Source organism: Phenylobacterium sp. (assembly GCF_035309685.1).
In the GTDB taxonomy this organism is placed as follows: Bacteria; Pseudomonadota; Alphaproteobacteria; order Caulobacterales; family Caulobacteraceae; genus Phenylobacterium.
In genome coordinates, this window is the sequence record NZ_DATGEX010000031.1 from 1 (window position 1) to 17,810 (window position 17,810).

Below are 17,810 nucleotides of genomic sequence, written 5' to 3' on the forward strand. Positions count from 1 at the left end.
AGACCCCGCAGAAATGCGCCGGATTGCGGATCGAGCCGCCGATGTCCGACCCGAATTCCAGAGGGATCATCCCGGCGGCCAGCGCCGCGGCCCCGCCGCCGGATGAACCGCCGGGCGTTCGGCTGGCGTCCCACGGATTGACCGTGCGGCCGTAAATCGGGTTCCCGCTCTGGAAGTCGCCCAGCCAGGGCGGCACGTTGGTCTTGCCCAGGATCACCGCGCCGGCGCCCTTCAGCCGCGTGACGCCGACGGAATCGGCCGGCGCGATCCAATCCTTGAAGCCTTCGAAGCCCCAGGTGGTCGCAAGACCTGCGATGTTGTGGCTTTCCTTGACCGTCATCGGCAGGCCGAGCAGCGGGCGGCGCTCGCCGCGGGCCAGGGCCGCGTCGGCGGCGCGGGCGGCCTCGCGGGCCCGCTCGAAGTCGCGCACCACCACCGCGTTGATGGCCTTGTCGCGGGCCTCGATGCGTCCGATGGCCTCCTCGGCCAGCTCCAGCGCGCTGACGCGGCGGGCCGCCAGCGCGGCTGTCAGGTCGGTCGCCGAGGCGTCCAGGGTGTCGCGGCTCAGAGTCTCGGACATGCTCAAATCTCCATTCTCCGACAAGGGGAGCATCCGCGCGGCGGCCTGTCCATGACCGCGATTGCTTAGAAAACCTATCGGCGTGGTCGCGATGATTTGACTGCGGGGACAGCCGCGCCCGTGCCTATGGTGGCGGGCAACAAGGGACGAGACCGATGTTATTCCGCGCGCCCGAAGCTCATTCGCGCTCGTTCATCAAGGCTGTCAGCTGGCGCATGGTCGGCAGCATCGACACCTTCGTGATCAGCTATTTCGTCACCGGCCGGCTGGTGTTCGCCGCGTCCATCGCCTCGGTGGAGACCTTCACCAAGGTGGTGCTGTTCTATGGCCACGAGCGCATCTGGGCCGCGGTGCCCTGGGGCCGCGCCGACAAGATCGCGCAGGCGCCCGCCCTCGAACCTTCGGTGATCGAACCGGCGGTGGCCGAGCAGGCGGCCTAGCGCCTCAGACGACCTGACCGGCGGCCTGGGTGCGGTGCGGGCTGTCGACCGACCAGATCTTCTCGATGTTGTAGAAGCTGCGCACCTCGGGGCGGAAGAGGTGGATGATCACGTCGCCCGTGTCGATCAGCACCCAGTCGCAGGCGGGCAGGCCCTCGACGCGCGCGCGGCCGTAGCCCTCGTCCTTCAGAGCGCGCAGCAGGTGGTCGGCCATGGCCCCGACATGGCGGTGCGACCGCCCGGAGGCGACCACCAGACCGTCGGCGACGGCGGATTTGCCCTTGAGGTCGATGAACACGACGTCCTGCGCCTTGTCGTCGTCGAGACGCGCCAGGATCATGTCTTCCAGGGCGCTGATGCGGGCCTGGATACGCTTCGATGGGTCTTCGGAAGGCGTCTTGCCTCCCCGCGCACGGGGCGCAGCTTCACGGGCCAGCGGGGTGCTCCTTTATCCTCGCAAGGCTCTCCCTAGCACGCCGAAGGCCTCCAGTCAGCCGGCGAGCCGCTTCAGCCGTTCACGAAGCGCCGTGGAGCTCTGGAAATTGAAGCGGCCGAACAGGAAGATCCAGGCTGGCGGCCGGGTGTCCGCCAGGCGCAGCGCCGCGGTCGACGGCAGGCGGAAGCGCGCGAATCGCTGGGCGGCGGGCGAAAACCGGCTCTTCAGCGAAATCCACGGCCGCGAGACGATAGCGACCGGCACCTCGCGCATGATCTGGGTCCAGCCGCGCCAGCGGTGGAAGCTCGCCAGGCTATCGGCGCCCATGATCCAGACGAACTTCACGCCCGGATTGCGCGCCTTCAAAGCCCGGATCGTGTCGATGGTGTAGGCGCTGCCGAGCAGGGTCTCGACGTCGGAGACGATCATGCCCGGCCCCTTGGCCAGGGAGCGCGCGCCGGCCATCCGCTCGGCCAGGTCGGCGGTCTCGTCGCGCGACTTCAGCGGATTCTGCGGCGAGACCAGCCAGATCACCCGATCGAGCCGCAGGCGCCGCTTGGCGGTTTCGGCCACGTGGGCGTGGCCTTCGTGGGCGGGATTGAAGGATCCGCCATAGAGGCCGACGCGCAGGCCGGGACTCAGATGGAATCCGGGCCTGAGCGCGCCTGGGCGTCCCCCCTCAGGGACGCGTCTGGCCGGTCCCGCGGACCACATATTTGTAGGTTGTGAGCTGTTCCGCGCCCACCGGCCCGCGCGCGTGCAGGCGGTCGGTGGCGATGCCGATCTCGGCGCCGAAGCCGAACTCGCCGCCGTCCGCGAACTGGGTCGAGGCGTTGATCAGCACGATGGCGCTGTCGACCAGGGCGGCGAACCGCTCGGCGGCCGCGCCATCCTCGGCGACGATGGCGTCGGTGTGCGCCGAGCCGTACTTGGCGATGTGAGCCGCCGCGCCCTCCACGCCATCCACCACTGCGACGCTGAGGATCGGGGCGAGGTATTCGGTGCGCCAGTCCTCCTCGGTGGCCTCGGCCATGCCCGGGACCAGCGCGCGGGCCCGGGCGTCGCCGCGCAGGGCGCAACCGGCCTCGCGCAGCGCGTTCGCCACCGGCGGCAGCAGGCGCTGGGCGTCGGCGCTGTCGACCAGCAGGGTCTCGGCGGCGCCGCAGACCGAGACGCGGCGCATCTTGGCGTTGACCGCGATGGCGGTCGCCTTCGCCAGATCGGCGCTGGCGTGCAGGAAGACGTGCACCAGCCCCTCCAGGTGACCCAGCACCGCGACGCCCCGCGCCTCGTCGCGCACCCGCGCCACCAGCCCCTTGCCGCCGCGCGGGATCAACAGGTCGATGGCGCCCTCCAGTCCCGTCAGCATCAGGCCCACCGCGGCGCGGTCGGCGGTGCGCACGATCTGCACGCAGGTCTCCGGCAGGCCGGCCGCCGCCAGGCCCTTGGCCACCGCCGCGTGGATGGCGAGGTTGGTCGCCAGGCACTCCGAGCCGCCGCGCAGGATCACCGCATTGCCGGACCGCAGGCAGAGCGCGGCGGCGTCGGCGGTCACGTTGGGCCGGCTCTCGTAGATGATGCCGATCACCCCGATGGGCGTGCGGATACGGGCGATGTCGAGGCCGTTGGGCCGGTCCCAGCGGTCGAGTTCGGCGCCGAGCGGATCGCGGATCGCCGCCACGGTCTCGACGCCCCTGGCCATGGCCTCGATGCGGGCCGCGTCCAACAGCAGGCGGTCGACCATGGCGCCCGCCATGCCCGATGCCGTCGCGTCGGCCACGTCGCGGGCGTTGGCGGCGAGGATCTCGGGCGCGCCGGCGCGGATGGCGGCGGCCATGGCCTTGAGCGCCGCGGTGCGCGTCGCCGCATCGCCCAGACGCAGGACCGCGGCGGCTTCGCGGGCCCCGCGTCCCATTGCGCTCATCTGCCCTGTCAAGCTTGCAGGTGGCAAGCTCGCGCCCGCATCGTCCATTGGTCAGGAGCCCATATGCTCAATCTGAGCCTTACCTAGCCGCATTGCCGGGCGCAGGGCCAGAGCCGATGCGTCGGATGCGCCGTGAACGGAGCGTGGGACGGAGCGTGGCCACGCCCGCCGACGCGGCGTAAAAGCCCGCCATGGACGCCTTCCCCGCCTTCTTCCCGCTGTCCGGCAAGACCGTGGTCATCGCCGGCGCGGGCGAGGCGGCGCAGGCGAAGGTCCGGCTGTTCGAGGGGTCGCCCGCGACCATCCGGCGGCTGGACGGGGCGCAGGCCTTGGACCCGCAGGCCTACGCCGGCGCGGCGCTCGCCTTCATCGCCAGCCCTGACGACGCCTTCGCGGCGTCCGCGGCCGGCGCGGCGCGAGCGGCCGGCGTGCCGGTCAATGTCGTCGACCGCCCGGCGCTCTGCGACTTTACGACCCCGGCCGTCATCGACCGCGGCGAGGTGGTGGCGGCCATCGGCACCGGCGGCGCCTCGCCCATGCTGGCGACCCTGCTGCGCCACGACATCGAGGCCCGGGTGCCGGAGGGCGCCGGGCGGATCGCCGCCCTGTTCGCCAGCTTGCAGGACGAGGTTCGCGCGGCGCTTCCCGATCCGCACCGCCGCCGCGCCTTCCTCCGCGCCGCGCTCACCGGCCCCGCCGCCGAGGCCGCGGCGCGCGGCGACAAGGCCGGCGCGGCCAAGCTGCTGCTGGCGGCGCTGGCTCGCGACGAGCCGGGCGCGGGCATGGTGCAGTTCGTCGACGCGCGCGGCCCCGCCGACCTCCTGACCCTGCGGGCGGCGCGGACGCTCGCCTCGGCCGATGTGCTGGTCTGCGACGAGGCCGCCCACGCCGACGTCCTGGCGCTGGCGCGGCGCGACGCGGAACGCACCGGCCCGCAGAGCGTCGAGCACCTGGCGGCGCTGGCTGCCCAGGGCCTGCGCGTGGCGCGCCTGGTCACCAACCCGGCCTGGCGGAACGAACAGGCGGCGCTGGAGACCGCCGGGGTCGAGACCGAGGTCCTGCCGATCGCCCGGTGATTTTTACCCGGGCAATATTGACGGAAGGTTTTATCCGGGTAAAAGAGCGGCCCGCGTCCGGAGCCGCCCATGTCCAATCCCATTCCCGAGGTCTTGCGGCCCGCGGTGGACCGCGCGCTGCGGGCGGCGTTCGGCACGGCGGAGCTCGACAGCGCCACACCGCTCTCCGGCGGCCTGAGCGGGGCCGGCCTCTGGCGCATCCGCGTCGGCGGCATCCCCTATGTGCTGAAGATCGAGGCGGGTCAGCACGCGGTCATTGACCCGGCCCGCAGCTACGCCTGCATGCGTATCGCCGCTCAGGCGTGCCTCGCCCCGCGCGTGCGTTACGCCGAGCCCGCCGACGGCGTGGCGGTCATCGACCACGTGACGCCCGTCCCGCTGCAGGAATACCCGGCCGCCGGTCACGCCCTGATCGTCGAACTGGCCCAAAGCGCGCGGCTTCTGCATCAGACGCCGGCCTTCCCGCCGCTGGCCGACTATCTCGACGGTCTGAACGACATGGTCGGCCAGTTCCTGGCTCTGGACGTCCTGGAGACCTTGGCCACCGGCGAGCTGTTCGCCCGCTTCGCCGACCTGCGCGGCGCCTATCGCACGCGGCCGGGAGACCTGGTCTCCAGCCACAACGACCTCAATCCCGGCAACGTCGTCTACGACGGGCGACGCCTGTGGCTGGTCGACTGGGACGCCGCCTTCCTGGCGGACCGCTACGTGGACCTGGCGACGCTTGCCAACTGGTTCACCCGCGATGCGGCCGGCGAGGAAAAGTTGCTCACCACCTATTTTCGCCGCTCCCCGGAGCCGCAGGAGCGCGCCCGGTTCGAGGTGATGCGGCTGGTGAACCACGTCTTCACCGGCGTGATCTTCCTGGCCACCGCCGCCGCCGAGCGGCCCGGCGAAAGCCTCGCCGACCGCACCCTGGCGGGCCCCAGCCTGCCGGACCTGCACGAAAGGCTGCGCACCGGCCGGTTCGCCATGCTCGAATGGGAGAACCGGGTGACCTACGGCAAGGCCCGCCTGGCCGCCGCGCTCGAAGGCCTGCGGGCGCCCAAATTCGCCGCCGCGCTCACGCAACTGGCCGCCGGACCACAAGGCTGATTGACGGCGCCCGCCGCGCGGGCATTGTCCGTCCACGGTTGGGGAGATGGCGATGCGCGGATATCGGGTGCTCGGCTTGGCGGTTGGCGTGGCTCTGATGGCGGGGTCGGCCGCGCTCGCCCAACCCACCGAGACGCAGCTTAAGGCCCGCGTCGCCGCGGTGCTGGCGAAGACCCCGCTCATCGACGGCCACAACGACTTCCCGTGGGAGGTGCGCGAGCGCTTCGCCCAGAAGACCGGCGTCTTCGACATGAAGTCCGACCTTAGCCATGCTGCGCCGGTCCCCGGCGGCGAGAGCCAGGGCGGCTTGATGACCGATATCCCCCGCCTGCACGCCGGCGGCGTCGGCGGCCAGTTCTGGAGCGTCTACATCCCGGTCAGCATCACGGGCCCGGCCGCGGTGCAGACCACCATCGAGCAGATCGACATCGTCAAGCGGCTGGCCGCCCGCTATCCGGGCGATCTTGGCATGGCCTACACCGCCGACGACATCGTGCGCCTGCACAAGGAGGGCCGCGTCGCCTCCCTGATCGGGGTGGAGGGCGGCCACCAGATCGACGACTCCATGGCGGTGCTACGCGCCTACTATGCGCTGGGCGCGCGCTACATGACGCTCGCGCACTTCACCGACAACCACTTCGCCGATTCCGCCACCGACGATCCGCTGCACCACGGGCTTTCGCCCTACGGCAAGGCCGTGGTGGGCGAGATGAACCGGCTGGGGATGCTGGTCGATTTGAGCCACGTCTCGGCCGAGACCATGCGCGACGCCATCACGGTCAGCCAGGCGCCGGTGATCTTCTCGCACTCCGGCGCGCGGGCGCTCAGCGACCATCCGCGCAATGTGCCGGACGACGTCCTGGCGCTCGTGGCCAGGAACCACGGCGTGGTGATGGCCAATTTCGCCACCGGCTATGTTTCGGACGCGCGGCGGCGCTGGAACGCCGACCAGGCCGCCGAGACGGCGCGCGAGGCGAGCCTGTTCACCGGCCAGCCCGACCGGCGCAAGGCCGCCATGGCCGCCTGGGAGGCCGCGCACCCGAAGCCGCGGGTGACGCTCGCCCAGGTCGCCGACCATATCGAGCAGATCCGCAAGGCCTGCGGCGTCGATTGCGTCGGCATCGGCTCCGACTTCGACGGCGTCCCCGATACGCCGGACGGCCTCGATGGCGTCGACAAATACCCAGTCCTGCTGGTCGAACTGGCCCGCCGCGGCTGGAGCGACGAGGACCTGGGCAAGCTCGCCGGCGGCAACCTGCTGCGGGCCTTGCGAGAAACCGAGGCCGTGGCCAAACGCCTACAGACCACGCAGCCCTCGGAAGCGACGATCGCCGAGCTGGACGGCGTTGCCAAGCGCTAGTCGTGCAGCGACCGGCGCCTTGTCTCCGGCAGCAGGAAGATCGTCACCACCGCAGCGAGCAGGGTGAAGGCGAACGGATACCAGAGGCCGGAATAGATATCGCCCTTGGCCGCCACGATAGCGAAGGCGGTGAAAGGGACGAAGCCGCCGACCCAGCCGGTGCCGATGTGATAGGGGAGCGACAGCGCCGTGTAGCGGATGCGGGTCGGGAACAGCTCCACCAGGCAGGCGGCGATCGGTCCGAACAACGCGGTCGAGGCGACCACGAAGACCATCAATATGCCGATCGCGGCGGGGAAATTGATCCGCTTGGGATCGGCCTTGGCCGGATAAGCGGCGCGGACCAGGGCCTCCTTGATCTTCACCTCGACGCTGGTCTTGATCGCCTTGGCGACGTCCTTGGGCAGGTTGCGGGCGTCGAGGGAATCGACCGTGGCGTATCCCACCCGCACCATGGCCGCCTGCCCCGGCGTCCCGGCCTGGTTGATGTAGGAGACCCCGGCGTTGGCCAGCACGCTCTTGGCGATGTCGCAGGACGAGGTGAACGACGCCTTGCCCACAGGATCGAACTGCAGGGAGCAGTCGGCGGGGTCGGCGATCACCGTGGCCGGCGAGGCCGCCGTCGCCTCCGCCAGCGCCGGATTGAGCGCGCTCGCCAGCATGTGGAAGCCGGGGAAGTAGGCGAGCAGCATCAGGACCATGCCGAACAGCAGGATCGGCTTTCGCCCAACCTTGTCGGAGAGCCAGCCGAAGAAGACGTAGAACGGCGCGGAGAGCGCCACGATGACCATCATCAAGAGGTTGATGGTCGCCGGTTCGACCTTGAGGAATTTCTCCATGAAGGTCTGGACGTAAAAGAAGGCCGTGTACCAGACGGCGCCCTGGGCAAACATGATGCCGACCAGGGCGATCAGCACGACCTTGAGGTATTTCCATTGCCCGAAGGCCTCGGCGAACGGCGCCGTCGACTGGCCGCCTTCCGCCTTCATGGCCGCGAACTCGGGGCTCTCGGTCAGCTTCATGCGCATGAAGACGGAGACCGCCAGCAGGGCCGACGACAGCAGGAACGGGATCCGCCAGCCCCAGGCGTCGAAGGCCGTCGGGCCGAACAGCTTGCCCAGCGAAAGGCGGGTGACCAGGATCACCAGAAGCGCCCCGAAGAGGCCGAAGGCGGCGGCGGTCTGCACCCAGCTGGTCGAACGGCCCCGCGCGTCGGCGGGGGCGTGCTCGCAAACATAGGTCGCCGCCCCGCCGTATTCACCGCCCAGCGCGAAGCCCTGCAGGATGCGCATGAGCAGCAGGAGGATCGGCGCGGTGATCCCGACCGTCGCGTAACTGGGCAGAAGGCCGATGGCGACCGTCGCGCCGCCCATCAGGGCCACGGTCACCAGGAAGGCGCCCTTGCGCCCCACCCGGTCGCCGATCCGGCCGAAGACCAGCGCGCCGACCGGGCGGAACGCGAAGCCCGCGCCGAACAGCGCCAGGGCGGCGATATAGCCGGCGGTGTCGTTGAGGCCGGAGAAGAAGGTCTTGGAGATGACCTGGGTCAGGCTGCCGAAGACAAAGAAATCGTACCACTCGAAGGTGGCCCCGGTGGCGGAGGCGGCGACGACGGTGCGCAGGCTGGCGGAACTGGCCGGGACCGGAACCCCATCCACCGCGATCTCCGCCATGCCGTCATCTCCCCCGGTTCGTGTGGGGATGGATTAGCACTCGTTGCCGAGCGGTTGGAAGAGTTCGGACCTATCCCTCAGCAGGTCTTGTGCTTGGGGTTGCCGGCGACGGCGGGGAGGGCGTGGATGTATTCGCCGATGGCGGCGTTGTCCGCGTCGGGCAGCTTCGAGGTCGAGGCGATGACCTCCTTCATCCCGTCCGGCTCGTTGAAGCACTTGTCGGTCCCCGACTTCAGGAAGTCGGCGATGTCCTGGGCGCTCCAGTCGCCAAGTCCGTCCTTGTGCGGGGTGATGTTGGAGGCGAAGCGCCCGCCGGCCTCGAGGTTCGGCGCGCCGGCGTAGAGCTTGTCGGTCTCCATGCCGCCCAGCGCATTGCGCGGCGTATGGCACTCGGCGCAGTGCGAGGGGCCCTCGGCCAGGTACATGCCCCGGTTCCAGGCCGCCGACTTCTTCGGATCGGCGGCGAATTCGTGCGGATGGAAATAGAGCAGCTTCCAGCCGCCGACCGCGAGCCGGATGTTGAAGGGGAACTTCAGCTCATGCGGCGCGGTCGGCCTGGCGACGGCCGGCAGGGTCTTCAGATAGGCGAAGAGATCGCGCACGTCCGACGTCTTCATCAGGCTGTAGGACGCGTAGGGGAAGGCCGGATAGAGGTGCTCGCCGTGGCGACCCGTGCCGCGCTTCATGGCGTTGAGGAACTCGGCCTCCGTCCAGCCGCCGATGCCGAACTTCGGGTCCGGCGAAATGTTGGGCGTGACGAACGTCCCGAACGGCGACTTCAGCTTCAGGCCGCCGGCCAGCTGGGTGCGGTCGGTCTGGCCGGGCGCGGTGTGGCAGGCCGAGCAGTTGCCGGCGGTGAACATCAGCTGGCCGTTGGCGACGTCGGGGTGATAGCCGGCGGCGAGCTCGGAGGCGGGCAGTTTCTGCGGCCGGGTGATGAACAGACCGGCGCAAACGCCGACCACCACCAGCACGATGAGCCAGATCAGAATCCGCCGCATGATCGTCCCCCTTTGGGCCGCCGTCGCCTAAGGCTCAGGACTTCTTCTTCATGCGATAGACGTCGTGGCAGCTCTTGCAGGTCGCGCCGACCGCCGCATAGGCCGGCTTGAAGGCGGCGGCGTCGGCCGCCTTGCCGGCGGTGGACGCAAGCGTCGCCATCTCGGTCAGGCGCTTGTCGAAGTCGGCCTTGTTTTCCCAGACCTTCGGGTCGGCCTCGGTCTTCGGGTCCGCGCCGCTGCCGGCCGGATAGAGGCCGTGCAGCTTCTTGGCGTTGGCGGCGACGCCATCCATCAGGGCCTTGGCCTTGGCCGCGTCGAAGGTCGCCGGCGTGTTGATCGCCGCGGCTTCCTTCATCGACTGGCCCACCGCCTTCATCGTGGCCTGGCGGTCTTCCACGGGATTGCCGGCCGAGACAGCCGAGAAAGCCATGCTCAGCGCCAGGCAGGCGCCGCTCGCGGCCAAAAGAACAGTCGAAGCGCGCGTCATCCCAAAGCTCCCAGCAACATGAGTTATTCCGCTATGTCAGCGACCTACCGCGACCGCGCGGACGCGACAAGGGGCTTGGCCTAGCGGAAGCGGGCCGTACCGAAAATTCGAAAATGCCGACGCGCGAGGCCTTCTCAGGGCTTCAGGGTCATCAGGTAGTCTGCGATCTGCTTGGCGGTGGCCGCGTCGGCGCCGGAATAGTCCATCTTGTTGTTGGGGATGGATTTGTTGGGATCGGTGATGAAGGCGGTCAGCGTGTCGGCGTTCCAGACGATCGTCGAATTCTTCATGGCGTCGGAATAGTCGAAATCCTTGGCCGTCCCGGCCTTGCGCCCGCCGACCGCGAAAAGGTTCGGGCCCACCGACGGCGCGGCGCCGGCGGTGCTTTCGTGACAGGCTTGGCAGACCGCGAACAGCGGCGGGGCGGCGGCCGGTTGCGCGGCGGCGGCCGAGGCCAGCGAAGCGGCGGTGAAGAGGACAGCGGCGGCGGCGATTCGATTCAGCATGGGAACTCCGGCATGGGTCGCCGGAACCACTAGCATCGCTCACCGTCGGCCTGGAAGGCGCCTTCGCTAGGCGACCTGCGCGACCTCGGCCTCGCCCGGCGCCGGCGCGCTCAGGCGGGCGATCTCGCGCAGCAGGGTGCCGGGCGAGATCGGCTTGCCGACCACCCCGTCCATGCCCGCGTCCAGGTAGGACCGCCGCTGGTGGGCCAGCACATTGGCGGTCAAGGCCACGATCGGGGTCTCGGCCGCGGCGCCGCCCAGCGCGCGGATGCGGCGCGCCGCCTCCAGCCCGTCGATTCCCGGCATCTGCACGTCCATCAGGATCAGGTGGAAGTCGCCGGTCTGCGCGGCCTCGACGCCAAGATACCCATCCGCCGCCGTGGCGACCTGCGCCCCAAGGCTTTCCAGAAGCTTGGTGGCGATCATCCGGTTGGTGGCGTTGTCCTCGACCACCAGCACGCGCAGGCCGTCGAGCACCGGCTCCAGGCTTTCATAGGTCTCGGCCACCGCCTCGGTGACCGGCGCCTCGATCTCCAGCCAGAAGTTGGAGCCCAGGCCTTCCTCGGAGGAGAAGCCCACGGCGCCGGACATCATCTCGGCCAGCTTCTTGGTGATCGCCAGGCCGAGGCCCGAGCCGCCGAACTTGCGGGTGGTGGACGCGTCCCCCTGGTCGAAGCGCTGGAAGATGCGGTCCTGGGCCTCCGCCGGAATGCCGACCCCGGTGTCGATCACCTCGAAGCGCAGGAAGCCCGCGCGGGGGCTCGTGCAGCGCACCGTCACCGAGCCGCGCTCGGTGAACTTCACCGCATTGCCCACCAGGTTGAACAGCGCCTGGCGCAACCGCACCGGGTCGGAGCGCACCCAGCCCAGGTTCGCGTCGGCGTCGAGGCGCAGCAGCAGGCCCTTGGCGTCGGCCTGCGGTCGCAACAGGCGCACCACGCCCTCGACGACGCCGCGCGGATCCAGCGGCTCGTCGGCCAGCTCCAGGCGCCCGGCCTCGATCTTGGAGAAGTCGATGACGTCGTTCAGCAGCTCGGCCAGCATCTGGCCACAGGAGAGCGCCTCCTCCAGCATGTGGCGGCCCTCCTCGGTGAGCTTCTCGCCCTTGAGCAGGTGCAGCACGCCCATCACCCCGTTCATCGGGGTGCGGATTTCGTGGCTCATATTGGCCAGGAAGGCCGACTTGGCCTCGCCCGCGGCCTCGGCGGCGCGCTGCGCCTCCAGGAGCGCGATCTCCTGGCGCTTGCGTTCGTCGAAGTCCTGGATCAGGCCCACCGCCTTCAGCCAGCGGCCGTTGCGGCCCACCTTCAGGTGGTGCGAGATGCGGACCCAGCGGGTCTCGCCGTCGGCGCGCACGATGCGCGCGTCGAAGGCGCCGGCCTGGCTATTGCCGGTGTGCAGCCGGCGGAACGACTCGCGGACGTGGTCGAGGTCGTCGGGGTGGAAGCCCGGGAAGCGCAGCTGTGTGGCTTCCTGATAGGTGGCGTTGTCCTGGCCGGTGATCTTCACGAATTCCGGCGAGGCCCAGAAGCTCTTCGACACGTGGTCGATCTCATAGACCCCGGCCTCGGCGGCTTCGAGGGCGACGGCGAGGCGCTGGGCGTTGGCCTCGGCGTCGCGCTGGGCCTTCTTCATCTTCAGCTCGCCGCGCCGGGCGGCGTCGCGGGCGGTGGCGAGCTCGGTGATCTCTTCGGAGATGCCCTTGAGCGCGAACACCCCGCCGGCGCGCGGCAGGGTGCGGAAGGTGGCGCGCCAGTGCGTCCAGCGGCCGCCCACCTTCATCCGGTGCTCGAGCGTCGTCCCCTCGCCGGTCATGACGGCGTGGGCCATCAGGGCGCGGGTGTGCTCGCGGTCGCGCGGGTGGACCCGCGAATAGAACTTCTCGGGAGCGTCGATGTCCTCGATGTCGAAGCCGGTGAGGCCGAGCAGGTCCTGAGACCACTCGATACGGTCGTCCAGCGGCTCGTAGAGCCAGGTGCCGATGCCGGCCGATTCCGAAAGCTCGCGGCGCAGGCGCCGCGTCTCCTCCAACTCTTCGCTGCGGGCGCGCTCCTCGGTGGCGTCGCGCATGGTCACGATAAGTTCGCCGTCGGGCATCTTCTGGGTGCGCGAGGCGAACCAGCCCCAGGTCTCGTCTCGGCGCCGCACCCGCATGGGATTTTCGGCCACCTCGCCGGGCGCGAGCCCGCGGATGTGGTCGCGCACGACCGCGATGTCCTCGGGATGCAGGAAGTCCAGCGCGCGCTCGCCGATCAGGTCGGCCTCATCCCAGTCGGTGAGCACCTTCCACGCGCCATTGACGAGCTTGAAGCGGCCATCGGCGCCGATGACCTGCATGAGATCGCGGCTGTTCTCGAACAGCCAGCGGATCATCTCAGCCTTGTTGGCCGCGCCTGACGCGCTTTTTCCGGCCATGTACGGTTCCCCCCGAGGGCGAGCGGACCGTAACGGCCAGTCGTAAACATTCCCTTGGCCGCTGCGGCGGCCGGATGACGCGGTTCGGTGGGCGCTTCTAGAAGGCGTTTTCGCCGGTGATGGCGCGACCGAGGATCAGGGCGTGGACGTCGTGGGCGCCCTCGTAGGTGTTGACCGTCTCCAGGTTCGCCGCGTGGCGCATCACGTGGTACTCGCCCGAGATGCCGTTGCCGCCGTGCATGTCGCGGGCCTCGCGGGCGATGGCGAGCGCCTTGCCGCAATTGTTGCGCTTCATCATCGAGATGGCTTCCGGCACCCAGGCGCCCTCGTCGATCATCCGGCCGAGCGCCAGGGCGCCTTCGAAGCCGAGCGCGATCTCCGTCGACATGTCGGCGAGCTTCTTCTGCACCAGCTGGCGCGAAGCGAGCGTCCGGCCGAACAGCTTGCGGCTGGAGGTGTAGTCGCGGGCCGCGTGCATGCAGAACTCGGCCGCGCCCATGGCGCCCCAGGCGATGCCGTAGCGCGCCTTGTTCAGGCAGGAGAACGGGCCGCGCAGGCCACTGACGTTGGGCAGCATCATGTCCTCGGGCACGAAGACGTCGTCCAACGCGATCTCGCCGGTGACCGAGGCCCGTAGGCTGAGCTTGTTCTGGATCTTCGGCGTCTCGAAGCCCTTGGCGCCGCGCTCCACCAGGAAGCCGCGGATCACGCCGTCGAGCTTGGCCCAGACCAGCGCCACGTCGCTGACCGGCGAATTGGTGATCCACATCTTGGCGCCCGACAGCGAATAGCCGCCGGCGACCTTCTTGGCGGTCGTGCGCATCGAGGCCGGGTCGGAGCCGCCGTCGGGCTCGGTCAGGCCGAAGCAGCCGATGATCTCGCCCTTGGCCATGCCGGGCAGGAACTTCATCCGCTGCTCTTCCGAGCCAAAGGCGTAGATCGGGTACATGACCAGCGACGACTGCACGCTCATCGCCGAGCGGTAGCCGCTGTCGACCGCCTCGATCTCACGCGCGATCAGGCCGTAGGCCACGTGGTTGACCTCGGCGCAGCCGTACTTCTCCGGCAGTGTGGGACCTAAGAACCCCAGCGCGCCCATCTCGGTCATGATCTCGCGGTCGAACCGCTCCTCGGCATAGGCCGAGACCACGCGGGGCAGCAGCTTGTCGCGGGCATAGGCGCGGGCCGCCTCCCAGATCATCCGCTCGTCCTCCGACAGGCGCGAGGAGAGGTCGAAGGGGTCTTCCCAGCGGTAGGTCTTCTGCTCGGCGGCGGTGTCGAGGGCCATGAAAATGTCTCCAGAAAGAATGCCGGGGCTTATGGCCGGATTTCAGGTGCCTGTGTAGACGCCATCGCGCTTCTCCATGAACGAGGCGCGGGACTCCTTGACGTCGTTGGGCGCGCGCCGGGCGTAATAGAGGCCGGCGGTCTCGTAGCGCAGCGCCGCCTCCAGCTCGGCCTCGGTGTTGTGCTGCAGCACCCGCTTGGCGGCGCGCATGGCGATCGGCGGCCAGCGGGTCATCTCGTTCGCATAGGCGACCGCGGCGTCGATCAGCTCGGCCGCGGGGACGAGGCGGTTGAGCAGGCCCAGCGTCTTGGCCTCCTCGGCGCCGACCGCGCGCGAGGTGAAGATCAGGTCGGCGGCGGCGGCGTAGCCCACGATGCGCGGCAGGAAGAAGCTCATGCCGCTGTCCGGCGACAGCGAGCGCTCGATGAAGACAGTCTTGAAGCGGGCGTGCTCGGAGCCGATGCGGACGTCGCAGGCGAGCGCGGTGGACATGCCGGCGCCCGCCGCCACGCCGTTGATCGCGCCGATCACCGGCTTGTCGAAATCGGCCCACATCATCGCCCAGCGGCCGACCCAGCCCATCTCGTCCAGCCGCTCGAACTGGCTCTTCGGCTCCGGCGCCGTGCCGCTGATCGCCTGGCCCGCGCCCATCAGGTCGGCTCCGGCGCAGAAGCCCCGCCCCGCGCCGGTCACCACCAGGGCGCGGACCTCGTCGTCGGCTTTCAGCGCCGCCACGGCTGCGGGGACCTCGGCCATCACCTCGCGGTTGATGGCGTTGAGCCGGTCGGGCCGGTTCAGCGTCAGGATGGCGACGTGGCCGCGCCGCTCCACGGTGATGGTCTGATAGTCGACGGCTTCATAGGCCATGGCGCGTTCCTCGCTGTCCGGGCTCGTTTTCCAGAGCATCGCGCCGATCCGCCCGGGCGTCGAATCCTCGGGATCTCAGTTGCAACTCATTCTCATTGCTAAGTCGCAACTCTACAATTAAGAACGATTCTCAATTGCAGATAGAGAGTTGGGACGAGCGATGCATAGCGGGGTGTTCGGCGTGGTCGCCTATCGCAGGGCGCGGCCGGCGCGGCCGGCGCGGGTGGGCCTGGCGACCATGGCCGGCGTCGCGAGCCTGTGCGGCGCCGCCCATGCGGCCGACACCGCCGCCGAGACCACCGCCGACGCGGACGCGGGCGTCACCGTCTCCAGCGTCACCGTGACCGGATCCGACCGCCTGCTGGACCACGCCACCGGCCTCGCCGTCCTGCAGTCCAGCCTGCAGGACACACCCCAGGCGATCAGCGTGGTCACCGGCGAGCAGCTGAAGGCCCAGGGGATCGCCAGCCTGGAGGGCGCGCTTCGGAACGTGCCCGGCATCACCATCGCCATCGGCGAAGGCGGCACGCTTTCCGGTGACCAGTTCAAGATCCGCGGCTTCGACGCCAAGGACGACGTCTATGTGGACGGCCTGCGCGATTTCGGCGCCTACACCCGCGACAGCTTCAACTACGAGGAAGTGCAGGTGCTGAAAGGCCCGTCCGGCGCCCTGTTCGGCCGCGGGACGACCGGCGGGGCGATCAACACCATCTCCAAACAGGCCAGGCTCGACGATTTCACCAGCGTCGACGGCTATGTGGGCGGCGGCCGCTACTACCGCGCGCTCGCCGACATCGACCGCAGGATCGGCGACAGCTCGGCGGTGCGTCTCACCCTGATGGGCAACTCCACCGGCGTGGTCGACCGCGACCTGATCTATTCCGACCGCTGGGGCGCGGCGCTGACCGCCGGCTTCGGCATCGGGACCGACAATCGCCTGTCGGTCAGCTACCTGCACCAGCACGACCACCAGCGGCCGGACTATGGCGTCGTGGTGGTGCAGAAGCCCGGCGACATCATCGCCCTGCCCGCCACCGAATACGGCGTGGGCGTCGAGCGTTCGAGCTTCCTGGGCTACCGCAACGATATCGACCGGTCGGACACCGACATGCTGACCGTGCGCTTCAGTCACGACGTGAACGACAAGGTGACGATCACATCGGACACCCGCTACGCCATCTATTCCCGCTACTTCCAGTACTCCACGCTCGACCAGTGCACGGCGGCCTGCACCGCCGCCCTGTTCGACGGCGATCCGGCGACCGAGGCCTTCGGCGGCAACGGCGGCCAGGGCCCCTACGACATGGACGCCTGGGGCCTGCAGAACATCTCGACGGTGACGCTCAACCACGACGTCGCCGGTCACAGGAACCAGCTGATCGGCGGCTTCGATGTCTCGCGGCAGGAGAACGACAAGACGATTTTCGCCTACGTCCTGCCGGCGGGCTTCACGACCCGGCCGGCGATCCCGCGGCCGCTGGTCAACCCGGACCCCAATTTCCCGGCGGGCTATTCCGTGTTCCGCGCGGTCCCCGGCCAGAACATCGCCTGCCCCTCGGCCACCGCTAACTGCACCACGGTGGTGAGCGGCGTGACCCTCTTCACCAACACGCTGGGGAGCGCGACGCAAAAGAGCGACGGGTCGTCCACCGACGCCGGGATCTTCGTCACCGACCGCTTCTGGCTGAACGAGACCCTATCGGTGATCGGCAGCTACCGCGTCGACGCCTATGCCGCCGACCTGGACTCCACCTTCTTCAACGCCGGGACCTCAAGCCTGAAGGTCAAGCCGACGCTGAAGAGCCCGCGGGTCAGCCTGGTCTGGGAGCCGGCGTCCGACCAGACCTACTACGTCTCCTGGGGCAAGTCGCAGACGCCGCAGGGGACCTCGGTCGTAGGCGCCGCTGCGGCCTTCACGGTCACCACCAAGGACCTCGCGCCCGAAGACAGCGAGATCGAGGAAGTGGGCGCCAAGGTCCAGATCCCGCACACCCGCCTCGCCTTCACCGCGGCGGCCTTCGACATCAGGAAGGACAATGCGTTGCAGACCGATCCGGCCACCGGCTTCCTGCAGGCACAGTCCGGCGAGCGGCAGGAGGTGAAGGGCTTCGAGCTCGGCCTTACCGGCAAGGTCACGGGCGCCTGGACGGTCAGCGCCGGCTACACCTACCTCGACGACCGCATCAAGCAGTCGTTCGCCAACTGCGCGGTCCCGACGACCACCATGGGCGCCCCGACCGCCGTCGTCTGCCCGGTCGGCGTCGCCGCCGCGATCCCCGTGGTCAACACCGTGGCCATCGGCCAGCAGGTGGTGTTCGTGCCGAAGCACTCGGCGAGCCTGTTCACCACCTACGACCTCTCCAGCTGGATCGACGGCCTGTCGGTCGGCGGCGACGTCACCTACCAGAGCCGCCAGTTCCTCGGCTACACGGCCCGCAGCGTCAGCTTCACCGACCGCACCGACCTCACCGCGCTGAGGATCGCCGAAGCGCCGGAGAACCTCACCTTCGACGCCTACGCCAGCTACAAGGCCGGCCCCTACCGGTTCGCCGTCAACGGCTACAACCTGGCCGACCGGCTGAACTACACCCAGGTGTTCGGCACGCGCGCCACCCCCTCGCCCGGCCGCACGATCATCTTCTCCGTCGGCGCGAGCTTCTAG

Annotated in this window: 16 protein-coding genes; 5 read left to right on the forward strand and 11 right to left on the reverse strand. The window is 69.4% G+C overall.

The window, feature by feature from the left end:
• The coding region (locus tag VKQ35_RS09445; protein WP_324360876.1) for an amidase family protein at positions 1-580 on the reverse strand (580 nt) is incomplete at its 3' end.
• Between the two features lie 155 nt (positions 581-735).
• Here VKQ35_RS09445 and VKQ35_RS09450 point away from each other — a divergent pair.
• Complete coding sequence (locus VKQ35_RS09450) at positions 736-1,020, forward strand: DUF2061 domain-containing protein (protein ID WP_324360878.1); 285 nt, start codon at positions 736-738, stop codon at positions 1,018-1,020.
• Between the two features lie 4 nt (positions 1,021-1,024).
• On the opposite strand, the gene rsfS is transcribed toward VKQ35_RS09450, so the two are convergent.
• The 3 genes from rsfS to VKQ35_RS09465 are packed head-to-tail and all read right to left on the reverse strand — an operon-like array spanning position 1,025 to position 3,428.
• Positions 1,025-1,456 (reverse strand): ribosome silencing factor, encoded by a 432-nt coding sequence (gene rsfS, locus VKQ35_RS09455; RefSeq protein ID WP_414692330.1) that lies wholly within the window; start codon positions 1,454-1,456, stop codon positions 1,025-1,027.
• Between the two features lie 54 nt (positions 1,457-1,510).
• Positions 1,511-2,098 (reverse strand): nicotinate-nucleotide adenylyltransferase, encoded by a 588-nt coding sequence (locus VKQ35_RS09460; protein ID WP_414692331.1) that lies wholly within the window; start codon positions 2,096-2,098, stop codon positions 1,511-1,513.
• A gap of 37 nt (positions 2,099-2,135) precedes the next feature.
• The gene (locus VKQ35_RS09465; protein WP_324360884.1) at positions 2,136-3,428 is read right to left on the reverse strand and encodes a glutamate-5-semialdehyde dehydrogenase; all 1,293 of its coding nucleotides are present in this window, start codon (positions 3,426-3,428) and stop codon (positions 2,136-2,138) included.
• Positions 3,429-3,571: 143 nt separating this feature from the next.
• Here VKQ35_RS09465 and VKQ35_RS09470 point away from each other — a divergent pair, with 143 nt between their 5' ends.
• The 3 genes from VKQ35_RS09470 (at position 3,572) to VKQ35_RS09480 (ending at position 6,911) form a co-directional block, all read left to right on the forward strand.
• Complete coding sequence (locus VKQ35_RS09470) at positions 3,572-4,456, forward strand: NAD(P)-dependent oxidoreductase (RefSeq protein ID WP_324360886.1); 885 nt, start codon at positions 3,572-3,574, stop codon at positions 4,454-4,456.
• A 69-nt stretch (positions 4,457-4,525) separates the two neighbouring features.
• A complete protein-coding gene (locus VKQ35_RS09475) occupies positions 4,526-5,551 on the forward strand; it encodes a phosphotransferase (protein ID WP_324360889.1) in 1,026 nt (341 codons plus the stop codon).
• Between the two features lie 52 nt (positions 5,552-5,603).
• Complete coding sequence (locus VKQ35_RS09480; protein WP_324360891.1) at positions 5,604-6,911, forward strand: dipeptidase; 1,308 nt, start codon at positions 5,604-5,606, stop codon at positions 6,909-6,911.
• On the opposite strand, the gene VKQ35_RS09485 is transcribed toward VKQ35_RS09480, so the two are convergent.
• The 7 genes from VKQ35_RS09485 to VKQ35_RS09515 all read right to left on the reverse strand — a co-directional run bounded on the left by VKQ35_RS09485 (position 6,908) and on the right by VKQ35_RS09515 (position 15,187).
• Entirely contained in the window at positions 6,908-8,584 is a 1,677-nt protein-coding gene (locus VKQ35_RS09485; RefSeq protein ID WP_324360893.1) for an MFS transporter, read from the reverse strand. The genes VKQ35_RS09480 and VKQ35_RS09485 overlap by 4 nt on opposite strands.
• Positions 8,585-8,661: 77 nt before the next feature.
• Positions 8,662-9,585, reverse strand: coding sequence for a cytochrome c (locus VKQ35_RS09490; RefSeq protein WP_324360895.1), 924 nt, complete (start codon positions 9,583-9,585; stop codon positions 8,662-8,664).
• 34 nt (positions 9,586-9,619) lie between these two features.
• Positions 9,620-10,072, reverse strand: coding sequence for a cytochrome c (locus tag VKQ35_RS09495; RefSeq protein ID WP_324360897.1), 453 nt, complete (start codon positions 10,070-10,072; stop codon positions 9,620-9,622).
• A gap of 134 nt (positions 10,073-10,206) precedes the next feature.
• On the reverse strand, positions 10,207-10,578 hold the full coding sequence (locus VKQ35_RS09500; protein ID WP_324360899.1) for a c-type cytochrome: 372 nt from the start codon (positions 10,576-10,578) through the stop codon (positions 10,207-10,209).
• Positions 10,579-10,644: 66 nt separating this feature from the next.
• Positions 10,645-12,993, reverse strand: coding sequence for an ATP-binding protein (locus tag VKQ35_RS09505; protein WP_324360900.1), 2,349 nt, complete (start codon positions 12,991-12,993; stop codon positions 10,645-10,647).
• Between the two features lie 97 nt (positions 12,994-13,090).
• Positions 13,091-14,281, reverse strand: coding sequence for an acyl-CoA dehydrogenase (locus VKQ35_RS09510; RefSeq protein WP_324360902.1), 1,191 nt, complete (start codon positions 14,279-14,281; stop codon positions 13,091-13,093).
• A 42-nt stretch (positions 14,282-14,323) separates the two neighbouring features.
• On the reverse strand, positions 14,324-15,187 hold the full coding sequence (locus VKQ35_RS09515) for an enoyl-CoA hydratase/isomerase family protein (RefSeq protein WP_324360904.1): 864 nt from the start codon (positions 15,185-15,187) through the stop codon (positions 14,324-14,326).
• Between the two features lie 121 nt (positions 15,188-15,308).
• Here VKQ35_RS09515 and VKQ35_RS09520 point away from each other — a divergent pair, with 121 nt between their 5' ends.
• The gene (locus VKQ35_RS09520) at positions 15,309-17,810 is read left to right on the forward strand and encodes a TonB-dependent receptor (protein WP_324360906.1); all 2,502 of its coding nucleotides are present in this window, start codon (positions 15,309-15,311) and stop codon (positions 17,808-17,810) included.

Bases quoted from the DNA above. Each gene is read 5' to 3' on its own strand.
- VKQ35_RS09465 (WP_324360884.1), bottom strand. From the start codon at position 3,428: ATGGACGATGCGGGCGCGAGCTTGCCACCTGCAAGCTTGACAGGGCAG.
- VKQ35_RS09485 (WP_324360893.1), bottom strand. From the start codon at position 8,584: ATGGCGGAGATCGCGGTGGATGGGGTTCCGGTCCCGGCCAGTTCCGCC.
- VKQ35_RS09470 (WP_324360886.1), top strand. From the start codon at position 3,572: ATGGACGCCTTCCCCGCCTTCTTCCCGCTGTCCGGCAAGACCGTGGTC.
- VKQ35_RS09515 (WP_324360904.1), bottom strand. From the start codon at position 15,187: ATGCTCTGGAAAACGAGCCCGGACAGCGAGGAACGCGCCATGGCCTAT.
- VKQ35_RS09480 (WP_324360891.1), top strand. From the start codon at position 5,604: ATGCGCGGATATCGGGTGCTCGGCTTGGCGGTTGGCGTGGCTCTGATG.
- VKQ35_RS09490 (WP_324360895.1), bottom strand. From the start codon at position 9,585: ATGCGGCGGATTCTGATCTGGCTCATCGTGCTGGTGGTGGTCGGCGTT.
- VKQ35_RS09450 (WP_324360878.1), top strand. From the start codon at position 736: ATGTTATTCCGCGCGCCCGAAGCTCATTCGCGCTCGTTCATCAAGGCT.
- VKQ35_RS09505 (WP_324360900.1), bottom strand. From the start codon at position 12,993: ATGGCCGGAAAAAGCGCGTCAGGCGCGGCCAACAAGGCTGAGATGATC.
- VKQ35_RS09495 (WP_324360897.1), bottom strand. From the start codon at position 10,072: ATGACGCGCGCTTCGACTGTTCTTTTGGCCGCGAGCGGCGCCTGCCTG.
- VKQ35_RS09475 (WP_324360889.1), top strand. From the start codon at position 4,526: ATGTCCAATCCCATTCCCGAGGTCTTGCGGCCCGCGGTGGACCGCGCG.
- VKQ35_RS09500 (WP_324360899.1), bottom strand. From the start codon at position 10,578: ATGCTGAATCGAATCGCCGCCGCCGCTGTCCTCTTCACCGCCGCTTCG.
- VKQ35_RS09520 (WP_324360906.1), top strand. From the start codon at position 15,309: ATGCATAGCGGGGTGTTCGGCGTGGTCGCCTATCGCAGGGCGCGGCCG.
- VKQ35_RS09510 (WP_324360902.1), bottom strand. From the start codon at position 14,281: ATGGCCCTCGACACCGCCGCCGAGCAGAAGACCTACCGCTGGGAAGAC.